At 70.7% G+C, this 12,673-nt stretch carries 11 protein-coding genes and 1 riboswitch; of the genes, 6 read left to right on the top strand and 5 right to left on the bottom strand.

Going from position 1 to position 12,673, the window contains the following annotated elements:
• The first annotated feature begins 51 nt into the window (after window positions 1–51).
• Window positions 52–1,605 (top strand): hypothetical protein, encoded by a 1,554-nt coding sequence (locus QO015_RS10055; RefSeq protein WP_266279677.1) that lies wholly within the window; start codon window positions 52–54, stop codon window positions 1,603–1,605.
• A 19-nt stretch (window positions 1,606–1,624) separates the two neighbouring features.
• Entirely contained in the window at window positions 1,625–2,590 is a 966-nt protein-coding gene (pip, locus tag QO015_RS10050; RefSeq protein ID WP_266279678.1) for a prolyl aminopeptidase, read from the top strand.
• On the opposite strand, the gene QO015_RS10045 is transcribed toward pip, so the two are convergent.
• Together QO015_RS10045 and QO015_RS10040 are read right to left on the bottom strand one after the other, a co-directional pair.
• On the bottom strand, window positions 2,580–3,050 hold the full coding sequence (locus QO015_RS10045) for a hypothetical protein (RefSeq protein ID WP_266279679.1): 471 nt from the start codon (window positions 3,048–3,050) through the stop codon (window positions 2,580–2,582). The genes pip and QO015_RS10045 overlap by 11 nt on opposite strands.
• 70 nt (window positions 3,051–3,120) lie before the next feature.
• Complete coding sequence (locus tag QO015_RS10040) at window positions 3,121–3,576, bottom strand: MerR family transcriptional regulator (protein ID WP_266279680.1); 456 nt, start codon at window positions 3,574–3,576, stop codon at window positions 3,121–3,123.
• A 313-nt stretch (window positions 3,577–3,889) separates the two neighbouring features.
• Here QO015_RS10040 and QO015_RS10035 point away from each other — a divergent pair, with 313 nt between their 5' ends.
• The 3 genes from QO015_RS10035 (at window position 3,890) to QO015_RS10025 (ending at window position 8,947) form a co-directional block, all read left to right on the top strand.
• Complete coding sequence (locus tag QO015_RS10035) at window positions 3,890–7,153, top strand: hypothetical protein (RefSeq protein WP_266279681.1); 3,264 nt, start codon at window positions 3,890–3,892, stop codon at window positions 7,151–7,153.
• Window positions 7,154–7,244: 91 nt separating this feature from the next.
• A complete protein-coding gene (locus tag QO015_RS10030) occupies window positions 7,245–8,174 on the top strand; it encodes a sulfite exporter TauE/SafE family protein (RefSeq protein ID WP_266279682.1) in 930 nt (309 codons plus the stop codon).
• Window positions 8,171–8,947: a TIGR02186 family protein gene (locus QO015_RS10025; protein ID WP_266279683.1), complete on the top strand. Its 777-nt coding sequence runs from the start codon at window positions 8,171–8,173 to the stop codon at window positions 8,945–8,947. Before QO015_RS10030 ends, QO015_RS10025 begins: the two co-directional genes overlap by 4 nt.
• 7 nt (window positions 8,948–8,954) lie before the next feature.
• Here QO015_RS10025 and QO015_RS10020 read toward each other — a convergent pair whose 3' ends face one another.
• From QO015_RS10020 to QO015_RS10010, 3 genes are read right to left on the bottom strand one after another with little or no spacing between them, the layout of a single operon-like run.
• The gene (locus QO015_RS10020) at window positions 8,955–9,227 is read right to left on the bottom strand and encodes a DUF6460 domain-containing protein (RefSeq protein ID WP_266279684.1); all 273 of its coding nucleotides are present in this window, start codon (window positions 9,225–9,227) and stop codon (window positions 8,955–8,957) included.
• A gap of 34 nt (window positions 9,228–9,261) precedes the next feature.
• A complete protein-coding gene (locus QO015_RS10015; RefSeq protein WP_266279685.1) occupies window positions 9,262–9,756 on the bottom strand; it encodes a GNAT family N-acetyltransferase in 495 nt (164 codons plus the stop codon).
• 32 nt (window positions 9,757–9,788) lie between these two features.
• Entirely contained in the window at window positions 9,789–11,426 is a 1,638-nt protein-coding gene (locus QO015_RS10010) for a cisplatin damage response ATP-dependent DNA ligase (protein ID WP_266279686.1), read from the bottom strand.
• Window positions 11,427–11,530: 104 nt separating this feature from the next.
• Window positions 11,531–11,680: riboswitch (FMN riboswitch) on the top strand.
• A gap of 98 nt (window positions 11,681–11,778) precedes the next feature.
• Between QO015_RS10010 and QO015_RS10005 the strand changes: the two genes are divergently transcribed.
• Window positions 11,779–12,669, top strand: a complete 891-nt coding sequence (locus QO015_RS10005; RefSeq protein ID WP_370877410.1) for a DMT family transporter — start codon at window positions 11,779–11,781, stop codon at window positions 12,667–12,669.
• The last annotated feature ends 4 nt before the right edge of the window (window positions 12,670–12,673 follow it).

Below are 12,673 nucleotides of genomic sequence, written 5' to 3'. Positions count from 1 at the left end.
CGGCCTTCGTTGACAAGCGGCTTCGCCTCCTGTCCGATCCCCGGCATGCCGGTGGAGAGAACAGCTGACGGGACGGACGGGCGAGGCGGCAACGCGGGCGTCGTCGTGCTGGCGGTCGTCCTCGCCGCGGCCGGGATCGTCGCGGCGATCGACCGTTTCGGGACGCCGCTGCCACTTCCGGCCATTCTCGCCGCAGTTCCCGTGGTGGCGGGTGTCGTCGCGGCGCTCGGGGCCGCAACGCTGTCGCCGCGGCCGGTGCTGTCGCCGCCGGGCGACCCGGTGGCCGGCCTGCTGCTGAGCCCGCTCCTCCTCGTTGCCGCGCCGCTCGGCATCGCGCTCGGCGGCCTCTCGGGCCTCGCACTCGTCGCCGCGGCGATCGCGGGCGGCGTTCTCGCCCGCCGCGTGGTTGCGCCGGCGCTCGGCCGGACGGGCGCGCCGACCCTGCCGGGCGCCGTCCGCGAACATTTCGGCGCCGCGGCGGGCCTCCCCGCCGCAGTCGCCGCCGCTGCCGCGCTGCTGCTGCTCGTGGCGGCGGAGGCGCGTTTCCTCGCGGAGATCATCCGCCAGACGGTCGGGCTCGCGCCCGGAACCTCGGCGGCGATGGTGCTCGCGCTCGTCGCGATCACGGTGCTTTCGGGCGGTGGCCGCGCGGTCGCCTTGCTCGTGGTGGCGCTCGTCCCGACCATCGCGCTCGGTTATCTCATCGGGCCGGCTGCCGCGGCATGGCAGGCCGGCGCGCTGCCGCTGCCATGGCTGCCGCTTTTCGGCAGCGATGCCTTTGCCGGGCCGTCCCGCATGGCGGCGCCCGCCACGATCGTGCTGGCCGTGCTGCTCGTGGCGGGCCTCGCCGCCCTGCCGAGCCTCGCCGCTCCCAGCGCGTCCTCCGGCACCACCCGTGCGCGCCGCTGGATCGTGCTCGTCGCTGCGGTGCTGCTCGTCGCGCCGGCCTATGCCCTTTATGGCCGGGCAGCGGGCATCGATCCCGCCGCGTCGCCCGCGGCGTTGGTCCTGAACTTCGCGGCCTATGCCGGTCTCGGCGCGGTGCCCGCCCTGCTGCTCGCAGGCGCTCTCGTCGCTGCCTCGGCGCTTGCTCTCGCGCTCGCCCTCGCGGCGCTCGGCAGCATCGTCGCCGAGGACTTCTATGCACGACTCATCGAGAGGCAGGCGCCGCTCGGCCGCCGCGCCGTTGTCGGCCGGGCCGCCATGCTGCTCGCGGCAATCCTCGCGGTTGCCGTTCCGGGAGATCCCGCCTTGCTCGCGGCGCTCGGCCTCTCGGTCGCGGCGGCGACGGCGCCCGTCGTGGTCGTCGGCTGGGCGGCCGGGATCGGGCGACGGGCCGCGACGGCCGGTCTTCTCGCCGGGACGCTGGTTGTCGCGCTCGACGCGGGCATCGCGCTCGGCGCACCCGGCCTCGGCACGATGCTCGGCATGACGCTTCAGCCGACCGTGCTCGGGCCGACCGGCTGGATGGGCCTTCCCGTCGGCGCCAGCGGCGCCCCGGCCGTCCTCGTCGCGCTGCTCGCCATGGGCGCCATGACGCTTCACGAGCGCCGGCCGAGGCGGTCTTCGCCGGCCGCCGCCACGCCTTCACCCGATCCCTCCTGACCATCACCGGAGCCTGACCTTGCCCACCGACGCCGCCGCGCGCGCGACCCTTTTTCCGCCGATCGAACCCTTCGCCGTCCATCGGCTGAAGGTTTCCGACCTTCACGAGATCTATGTCGAGGAGTGCGGCAACCCGGCCGGCAAGCCCGTGCTGATGATCCATGGCGGGCCCGGCGCCGGCTGCGGCCCCAACATGCGCCGCTACCACGACCCGGCGGCCTATCGCATCATCCTGTTCGACCAGCGCGGCTGCGGCCGTTCGACCCCGCACGCTGAGCTCCGGGAGAACACCACCTGGGATCTCGTGGCCGACATGGAGCGCATCCGTACGCATCTCGGCATCGATCGCTGGCAGCTCTTCGGCGGGTCCTGGGGCTCGTGCCTGGCGCTTGCCTATGCCGAGACCCATCCGAAGCGGGTGAGCGAGATGCTGCTGCGCGGCATCTTCATGCTGCGGCGGGCCGAACTGCTCTGGTTCTATCAGGATGGCGCATCCTGGCTGCTGCCCGAGGCCTTCGCGAGCTTCCGCGACGAGATACCCGAGGCGGAGCGGGGCGACATGATCGCCGCCTATTACCGCCGCCTCACCGGCGATGATCCGGCCGCGCAGCTCTCCGCCGCGCGGGCCTGGAGCATGTGGGAGGGCGGGGCGCTGTCGCTGCTCCCCGATCCCGGCCGGGTCGCCGCCTTCGGCACGCCGCATTATGCCATCGCCTTCGCGCGCATCGAGGCGCATTACTTCGTCAATGCCGGCTTTTTAGAGCGCGACGACCAGCTCCTCGCCAATGCCGGGCGGCTGAAGGGCATTCCCGGCGTGATCGTGCACGGCCGCTACGATCTCTGCACACCCGCGGCCAACGCGATCGACCTCCATCGCGTCTGGCCGGAGGCGGATCTCCAGATCATCCCCGACGCCGGCCATGCGATGTCGGAGCCGGGCATCCTCGATGCTCTGGTCAGGGCCGGCGAGCGCTTCAAGGCATAGGAGGCGTCTCGGCGGGCGGCGCGCCTTTCCAGCGGCGGACGAGGCTGAACAGTCTTTCGATCGCTTCGCCGCCGACGTTGCGCGCGGCGGCCGTCTCACCGTTCGTGGCCTGGTCGGTCGTCGCCTGCGGCGGATGCAGCAGTCTGGCGAGAGCCTCCACCTCGGAGGCGAGACGGGCCACCTCGGCCTCGAGCGCGTCCAGCCGCTCGGCGAAGGGGCTGGGTGGCGCGGCCGCGCCCGAGTCCGGCGTCGAGACGGGAAGGCAGCGCCAGGCCGAGGCGTCGGCATCCCCCTCGCGCAGGCATTGCGTCACGAGGCCCGTCTCGGTGTCGAGCCTGACGAAACCACCCTCCGAGGGCAGCATGGTGTAGCGGCCGGCGCGCGGCGGCGCTTCGGCGGCGAGCCCCGGATGGGCGACGCCGACGGCGAGGATCAGCGCTGGAACCAGCCGTCGCCTCATTCAAGCCTCCACGGACCCCGGCGCGGGCCGATCATCGGGCGGTCCTTGCGTCCGCCCCTGGCGCGCCGCCTCAGCCGCTCGCCTCCTTCTGCCGGATCAGGCCGTTGACGACGCTGACCGTGCGGCGGAGCTCCTCCAGCGCCTGCTCGATGTCGATCTTCTGGCGCTCGAGGATCTCGATCTGCTCGTTGAACTTGGAGAGCGCGAGCCGCATCTGCCCGACCTGACCGTCCTTCAGGTCGTAGAGGTCGAGCATCGCCTTGATCTCGGTGAGCGAGAAGCCGACCTTCTTGCCCATCAGCACCAGCTTGAGCCGGCCGCGGTCGCGCCGCGAATAGATGCGGTTCGGCCCGTCGCGGCGCGGGCTGAGCAGGCCCTTGTCCTCGTAGAAGCGCAGCGTCCTCAGCGTCACGTCGAACTCGCGCGCGAGATCGCCGATGGTGAAGCTGGTCTGCCGGTTGTTGTCGGGCAGGCCGGATCCGTCCACATCGTCCCGCGAGAGGTCGGCGACCCGCGTCACGCTCATCGATTCGTCGTTCCCTGTTGAAGTTCGGCGCATGCGGCGCAGTCCCAATCTCGTCATCCGTGGCCATCGTGGCAAGTGGAGGCCGGCAACCGCGGCGAGCGGCCGTCCGCCATGCCGGCTCCGGCGGGCCGCGCCACGGGATTGTTACCCGCTTCCGACGGCGCAAAGGGCAGGTTAACTCGGTGTTTACCATGATTTGCCAAAGCTCGGGGAGGCGAGCCGCAGCACCACGCTGCAGACGACGCAACGGGCGAGGGGAGCCTGTCAGCGGCGGAAGGGCAGTGCCGATGAAGGGGTCGGGGATCGAGCGGCGATGATCACGGGAACGAAGACCGATTTCGGTGCGGCGCGTCCGTCGGCGGGGCAGGCCGCCTATCCGCCGGCTGATCCCGCCGTGACCCGCCGTCCCCCCGGAGCCGATCGGATCGCCGCCCTTTCGGCGCTGGTCGAGAGCATTACCGAACAGATCGACGCCATCGAAGGCGCCCGGCGCGGCGCGGCGCAGCGCTCGCCGCAGGCGCAGCCGGCCGCTCCGCAGGCCGCTTTCGCGAGCCAGCCGGCCTACGCCGCCCGCCCCGAGCCGCAGCGCCCCCTGGAGAATGATCGCCTTGGCGAGATCGAGGCCCGCCTCGCCGCCATCGCAGGCCAGATGGCCGCGCGGGAGGCTACGCCGCGCACGGCCGTTCCCGCTCCCGCTCCCGCTGAGCCGGCGCCCGCTCCCCGCATGGAACAGCCGGCGCGGCTGCAATCGGCGATCGCCGAGATCGCCGCGCGGCAGCAGGCGATCGACAACGAGGCGGGTCGCCTCGCCGCTGTCGATTCGATCGCCATCGAGGATGCGATCACCGCGCTCAGGAGCGACATCGCGACGCTCGGCCGCCGCATCGGCAGCGAGGCACGGCGCAGCGAGGACATGGACAAGGCGCTGCGGGCCGATATCGCCGCCCGCCTCGACCAAGGCCCGCGCGACGATGGCGGCCGCTTCGACGAGCTGCGCCACCATCTCGACGAGATCCGTCAGGCGATCGCCGCCTCGGCCCGGGAGACGACGCTCGCCTCCATCGAGGCGGGCTACAGCCATGTGATCGAGCGGCTGGACGATATCGTCCGCCGCGTTCCCGAGCGCGCCCGCGTCGAGACCCTGGCCGACGAGGTCGGACGCCTCGGTTCGCTCATCGATCGCGCGCAGCCCTTCCGCTCCATGGAGGGCGAGCTCGAGGATATCCGCAACGCCATCGCCTCGCTGGCGGCGACCCGCATCGATACCGGCATCGAGCGGCAGATCGCCGAGCTGCGGCAGGTGGTCGAGCATTTCGTCGCCACGCCGCGCGAGCGCGTCGATCTCGGCCCGCTGCAGAGCGAGCTCGCCGCGATCCGCCGCGAGGTCGACGGCTTCGCCAAGGGTACCGACCCGGTCCTGATGCTGCGGCTCGAGCAGCAGGTCGCCGCCGTGCATGCCATGCTGGAGCAGATCGCGACGCGCGGCTCGACCGCCGGCGAAGCGGCGATCAGCCGGCTCGAAGAGCGGATCGACGCCCTCTCCGGCCGCTTCGACGCGATCGTCGATCTGCCGGCGCTGCAGGGCGGTGCGTCTGCGTCCTTCCCTGATCTCGAAGGGCTTCGCGGCGACATCTCCGATATCCGCCGCCATGTCGTCGAGCGCGAGCCGGCCCGTTTCGACTCGATCGACCGCCAGATGCAGGCGCTGATGGAGCGGCTCGACGCCGCGACCCAGCGCGACGACAACCAGACGCTTGCCCAGCTCGAGGCGCAGGTGGCGAGCCTCGCCGACCGCTTCGCCGAGGCCTCGCCCGGCACCGATGCGCTGACCAAGGTCGAAGAGAATATCGGCAAGCTGCAGGAGCTCATCGGCGACAGCCGCCGAGAGACGATCGAGGCGGCGCGCGACGCCGCCCGCTCGACGCTCAGCGAATTCGCTGGCCAGATTCCTGCCTATCCCGACGAGGCGCTGATCCGCGCGCTGCGCGAGGACCTGCGCACGCTCCAGACCGCGGCGCTCACCTCCGATCGTCACAATCACGAGACGCTTGAGGCCGTGCACGACACGCTGGCCAAAGTGGTCGATCGCATCGCGCAGCTCGAGGCCGGCGACCGCGACTGGTCGCAGCCGCTTGCCGCCGGGCCGCTCGAACTGCCGCAGCGCCGCCAGAGCGATATTCCCGAAGACCACCGCCCGCTGGCGCCCGGATCGGGCAAGCCCGACCTGTCGCTCAGGAGCGAGTTCTTCCCGGCCGAGGAGCGCGACGGCGAGGCGCAGCAGCGCACCGGCGACCGCAAGGCCGATTTCATCGCCGCCGCCCGCCGCGCCGCGCAGGCCGCCCAGGCCGAAACCGCCCGCGCCGTGAAGGCGGAGCGCAAGGCGGCCGCCGCCGCGCCGTCGACGGACGAGGGCGAGGGCGAAGACGCCGAGGAGCGTCCCGGCGCGCTCGCCCGGCTCGGCAACGTCTTCCGCCGGCGCCGTCGTCCTCTGTTGCTCGCCATCGCCGCCGTCGTCCTCGCGATCGGCGCCGCCAAATACGGCCCGGCCATCGGCCAGCGTGTCATGACGCTCTCCGGCGCCGGATCGGAATACGACATCTCGGCCACGGCGTCGGTACCGGCCAGGAAGACGCCGTCGATGGCTTCGTCGCAGCCGGCGGCGCCCGCCATGCCCGCGCCTGCCAAGGCTGCCTCGGCGCCGCAGGCGGAGGCCGCGCCCGTCCGCCAGGCCACGCCGTCGGCGTTGCCGCCGGTCGCCGCCGAGGCCGCGACACCGGCCATGGTGGCCCCGTCCGCCGACGCGGCGCTCGCCTTCGAGCCGGCCAGCGCGCTCGCGAGCCCAATGACCGCCATGCCCGCCGCGGCCGTCATGACGGCGCCGGCCACTCCGTCCGAGCCCGCGCTCGACGTCGCCCTCGTCAAGCGCGACGCGGCGAAGGGCGACCTCGTCGCCGCCTTCGCGCTCGGCAAACAGTATGCCGAGGGGATCGGCGTCCGTCCCGACCTGCAGCTGGCCGCCGAATGGTACCAGCGCGCCGCCAAGGGTGGGCTGGCGATCGCGCAGTATCGCATCGGCAGCCTCTATGAGCGCGGCGAGGGCGTGAAGCGCGACCCGGCCGCCGCAGAATCGTGGTATCGCAAGGCGAGCGCGGCCGGAAACGCCCGCGCGACCCACAACCTCGCCGTCATGGTCAGCGAAGGCGCCAATGGCGATGCCGACTATGTCGCCGCGGCGCATCTCTTCATCGAGGCGGCGGATATGGGCGTCGCGGACAGCCAGTACAATCTTGGCGTCCTCTATGCCCGCGGTCTCGGCATGAAGGTCGACCTGATCCAGTCCTACAAGTGGTTTGCGCTCGCCGCGCAGCAGGGCGACGCCGATGCCGGCAACCGCCGCGACGAGGTCGCCAAGGTGCTGAGCCCGGCGGAGCTCGCCAGCGCGCGCGCCGCGGTGCAGGCCTTTGCGCCCAAGCCGCTCGACCCTGCCGTCAACCAGGAGCCCGCGCCCAAGGCCGAGTGGATGGTGACGGCGAGCCGTTCCCCGCTGGCGGGCGCCAGCCTCGACGCGAAGGGCTGAGCGGGCAGGAGAAACGGCTCGTCGGGGCGGATCGGCGATCCCGCACCCGGAGCCCGGCACGACCGCCGGGGATCGCCAGCGGTCGTGCGTCGTGCTGATCTATCTTCCCATCGCCGAACTGCCGGTGAACATGTTCCTCATCTTCGGGATGGGGGCAGCCGTCGGCTTTCTTTCGGGACTGTTCGGCGTCGGCGGCGGGTTCCTGCTGACACCGCTGCTGATCTTCTCCGGCATTCCGCCCGCCGTCGCCGTGGCGAGCACGACGGCGCAGGTCGTCGCCTCGTCCTTCTCGGCGGCGCTGACCTACTGGCGGCGCCGGCTGATCGATTTCAAGCTGGCCGGCATGCTGGTGGTCGCCGGCGTGATCGGCTCCTCGATCGGCGTCACGATCTTCACGCTGCTGCGCCGCTCCGGCCAGCTCGATCTCATCATCTCGGTCTGCTACGTCACCTTTCTCGGGCTGGTCGGCGGGCTGATGCTGACCGAATCGCTCCGGGCCATCATCGATGCGCGCCGCGGCCGCCCGGCGCCGCTGCGGCGGCCCGGCCAACATGGCTGGATGCACCGGCTCCCCTTCAAGATGCGCTTCAAGCGCTCGCGACTCTATGTCAGCGTCGTGCCGATCCTGGTGATCGGCATCGGCATCGGCATTCTCGGCTCGCTGCTCGGCATCGGCGGCGGCTTCATCCTCGTGCCGGCGCTGATCTACATCCTGCGCGTCCCGACCAGCGTGGTGGTGGGCACCTCGCTGATCCAGATGATCGGCACCATGGCGGTCGCGACGGTGCTCCAGGCCGCGAACAACCACTCGGTCGACGGCGTTCTCGCGCTGATCCTGATGGTCGGCGGCGTCATCGGCGCGCAGTTCGGCGCGCGGCTCGGGGCGAGACTCGGTGGCGAGCAGCTGCGCGCCATGCTGGCGCTGCTGGTGCTCGCGGTCGGCATCCGCTTCCTCGTCAATCTGGTGACGACGCCGGACGAGCTCTTTTCGCTTGCGACGCTGGCGGGAGACGCCAGGTGAGGCCGTTCACCCGCCACGCCGTCGCCGCAGCCGTCCTGCTGGCGGCCTTGCTCGCCCTCCCGGCCCGGGCGGAGCGGCTGGTCGTCGCCGCCTCCACCGACCATGTCCGCATCTCGTCGAGCTTCACGGGCACCAGCCTCGCCGTCTTCGGCGCTATCGAAGCCGAAGAGGGAAGCGCCGAGCGGGCTCCCTACGAGGTGGTTGTCGTCGTGCGCGGCCCGGACGAGACGCTGGTGACGCGGCGCAAGGACCGCGTCGCCGGCATCTGGCTCAACCGGGCGTCGCGCGTCTTCGCCGACATGCCGTCCTTCTATGCCGTCAGCGCCTCGCGGCCACTCGACGAGATCGCCGACACGGCAACGCTCCGCCGCTACGAGATCGGGCTCGATCATCTCGATTTCGGCCCCGCCGATCGCGGCGACGACAGCCCCGAAGAGGCGGCGTTCCGCGCGGCCTTCGTGCGGCTCAAGGAGGATGCCGGCCTCTATCGCCAGACGCCGTTCGGTGTCACCTTCCCGGGAGTCGCCGTCTTCCAGTCGAGTATCGAGCTTCCCGCCAATGTGCCGGTCGGCACCTACCGGGTCTCGGTCTTCCTCTTCCGCGACGGCGCCATGCTGACCACGAACGGCGCCGATTTCTCGATCGCGAAATCCGGCTTCGAGCAGTTCACCTTCACGCTGGCGAACACCAACGGCCTCGTCTACGGCCTCATCTGCGTGATGCTCGCGCTTCTGACAGGGTGGCTCGCCGGCGTTCTCTTCCGCCGCGACTGATGGTCGGTCAGCTCCTGCCGCGGCCGATATTGAGCAGGCGGATCACCAGCCAGACGGGCACCACGATCACTGCGCCGAGCAGGAAATAGTTCCAGATCGAGCCGATCGCCCCGAAGCCCATCGCTGAGATGCGCCGCACGAAGCCGACGGCGCGATCCACGATATCCGCCGGCGAGACGCCGAGCGCGGAAAGAACGATGCCGACGACGAAGGAGAGGACGACGAGGCGCAGCAGCACCTGTGCCGGCGATCCGCCCATGAAGCGCTGCAAACCGTTCATCCTGCCGTTCCCCGTCCGAATCTGAACGCCGCCATCATAGCTGAAGTCGGTAGAACTTCGTGTCCACCGCCATGCGCGGGAACGACGCGGGCAGCTCTTCGGTAGCGATCTCGACGAAGCCGTTCTTCTCGTAGAAGCGATGCGCCGCCAGGAAGCGGGCGGTGGTGCCGAGGAGCACGGTGCGGAGGCCGGCTGCTTTGGCATGGGCGACGAGCGTGTCGAGCAGGCGGCGCGCGGTGCCGTCGCCGCGGTGCCCGGATGCGACGAACATCTTGCGCAGCGCCGCCATGCCCCCGCCGATGTCCCTCAGCCCGATCGTGCCGACGATGCTGCCATCCGCCGCCTCCGCCACCCAGAAGCCGCCGGCGCCCGACTGGTAGAAGTCGGGAATGGCGAGAAGGTCCGGCTGGTCCTCGTAGCGGATCGGGATGCCGAATTCCGACTGCTGGATCGGCACGATGACGGCTGCGACGCCTTCGGTATCGGCGGGACGGAACGGGCGGACGATGGGCGGGGCGGAGGGGTCCATGCCGCCCTCCTGCGCCCGAGCGGCGTTCCTTGTCAATCGCCGGAGGCGAGCAGCGCCTCCAGCGTCTCGATCCTGTCGGCCTCGCGCGGCGGCTTGTCCCAGCGGAGGCGCGAGACACGCGGAAAGCGCATTGCGACGCCGCTCTTGTGCCGCGTCGAACGCTGCAAGCCCTCGAAGGCGACCTCGAGCACAAGTCCCTTCTCCGCCTCGTGCACCACCTCGCGCACCGGTCCGAAACGGTTGACGGTGTTGCGGCGCACGAAGCGGTCGATCTGCGCCAGTTCCTCGTCGGTGAAGCCGAAATAGGCCTTGCCCACCGGCACCAGTTCCGCGCCGCCCTCCGTCTCTTTCCAGACGCCGAAGGTGTAGTCCGAATAGAAGGACGAGCGCTTGCCGTGGCCGCGCTGGGCATACATGAGCACGGCGTCGACCGTGTGCGGATCGCGCTTCCACTTGAACCACGGCCCCTTGGGTCGGCCCGGCTCATAGACCGAGTCCCAGCGCTTCAGCATCAGCCCCTCGATGATCGGCGCCGGCGGCATGCCGCGCTTCCCGGCGAGCTCGTCGAGGCTGTCGTAAGGGACGAGCGGCGAGAGGTCGATGCGCTTTGCCAGCGAGGTCGCGACAAGGTCCTCCAGACGCCTGCGCCGCTCGCGAAAGGGCAGGGTGCGAAGATCCTCGCCGCGATCGACGAGACAGTCATAGGCGCGGATGAAGGCAGGATGGCTGGCGATCAGCTTGCCCGACACGGCCTTGCGGTTCAGCCGCTGCTGAAGCTCGGAAAAGCTCCCGGGCGCGATCGCCTCGCCCTCGCGTCGCCCGACGAGCAGCTCGCCATCGATCGCGCCCTCGATGTCGAGCGCCTCGATCATGTCGGGAAAGGCGTCGCCGATATCCTCGCCGGTGCGGGTGTACAGCCGCCGCACCCCGCCCTCCGAAACCGCCTGGACGCGGATGCCGTCCCATTTCCATTCGGCGGCATAGGCGTCCTGCGTGATACGCGCGAGATCATTCTCCTCGAGTGGCTGCGCCAGCATCATGGGCCGGAACGGCGCCAGCGCGGCGGAGGAGGGTTTCTCGCCCCGCCCCTCCAGCCAGGCGAAGAGATCGGCATAGGGCGGCACCAGTCCATGCCACAGCTCCTCGATCTCGTTGACTTCCTTGCCGCCGATATCGGCGAGCGCCTGCTTGGTGAGACGCGCCGAGACGCCGATCCTGAGCCCGCCGGTGACGAGCTTCAGCAGCGCCCACCGTCCGGTCGCGTCGAGCGCATCGAGGAATTCCGCCACGCAGCGCGGCCCTTCGCTGCGCGAGGAGGCCGCGATCGTCTCCACGACGGCGGAGAGGGAAGGGGTGTTGTGGCGCAGTGGGGTGGGGGGAGCGCCGGCGGTTCCGCCCCGCTCGTGCCACACCAGGGCGATCGTCTCCGCGAGGTCGCCGACATAGTCGTAGGAATAGGCGAACAGGACCTCGTCCATCTGCTCGGCGACGAGCGCGCGCAGCATGGCCGGTTTCACGGCCGGCAGATCGAGATCGCCGGTCAGCGCCGCCAGCGCCCAGCCGCGATCGGGATCCGGCGTCGTGCGGAAATAGTTCGCGAGCAGCGTCAGCTTGGCGTTGCGCGATGGCGTCAGGATCAGGCGGTCGAGGAGATCGGCGAAGCGTTCCATGCTTCATAGGTATAGCTTTGCGCCGCCGAGTGAAGACGGCGAACGGCATCGCTTGCCGGCGCCGCCCGCGCAGCTTACGTAAGGGGAGCCCGATCTTCGTCGGGCCTCGTTCTCAGGGCGGGGTGAAACTCCCCACCGGCGGTAGGCAGGTTTCCTGCAAGCCCGCGAGCGCCTTGCGGCTCACGCCGGAAGGGTCAGCAGATTCGGTCGAAATCCGAAGCCGACGGTCACAGTCCGGATGGAAGAGAACAGCATGAAGGATCGCCTCGCGCCCATGGCGCGGCGCGGTCCGTCGTCGCTATTGCCCTGATTTCGTGTTGTCCAACTTCGAGGGACCAACATGAGTCAGACCTTGACCTCCCCCATGCCCGCGGCGCGGGCGCCTCTGTCCGGCGCGGTCTTCATGATCCTCGCCGGCGTCGCCTTTGCCGGCGTCAACACGCTGGAACAGGTGGCGACGACCCGGCTCGGCATGCCGGCGCCCACCGCCGCCTTCCTGCAATACTCCGTCGCGCTCCTCGCCGTGCTGCCATGGGCGCTGAGGCGAGGCTTGCCCTCGCTCAGGACGCGCCGGCCATGGCTGCAGGCGGCGCGCGTGTTTCTGGCCGCGCTCGGCGTTCAGGCCTGGGTCGCAGGCCTCGCCCATGGCGTGCCGATCGGCCAGGCCGTGGCGCTGGTCATGACCTCGCCCTTCGTGGTGACGATCGGCGCCGGCCTCTTCCTCGGCGAGCGCGTCTCGGCCGAACGCTGGCTGGCGGTCACCGTCGGCTTCGCCGGCGGCCTCGTCATCCTCGACCCGTTCTCGGAGAGCTTCAGCGCCGCCAGCCTCTACCCGCTCGCCGCCGCGATCCTCTGGGCCGGCGTGTCGCTGATCCAGAAGCGGCTGCTGGCCGAGGACCGGCCGGAAGCCGTCGCCGCATGGCTGCTGCTCATGCTGGCGCCGGTCAATTTCGTGATGGCGCTGCCGGCCGGCATCGTGCTGCCGGACGTGCATGGCTGGCTGGTGATCGTCGCGGTCGGCGTGCTCACGGCGCTCGCACAGGGCTTCCTGACGCTTGCCTATGCCCGGGCCGACGCAGCCTATGTCCAGCCCTTCGACCATGTGAAGCTGCCGCTCAACGTGCTGGCCGGCTGGCTGGTCTTCGGCTGGCTGCCGCCGAGCGGTCTCTGGCTCGGCGCGGCGCTCATCGTCGGCGCCTCGATGTTCCTGCTCTGGCGCGAGAGCCGGCCGGCGGCGGCATGAGGGC

Origin of the sequence: Kaistia geumhonensis, assembly GCF_030815145.1 — a bacterium.
Taxonomy (GTDB): domain Bacteria; phylum Pseudomonadota; class Alphaproteobacteria; order Rhizobiales; family Kaistiaceae; genus Kaistia; species Kaistia geumhonensis.
This window is presented reverse-complemented; position numbering and strand designations above follow the sequence as displayed.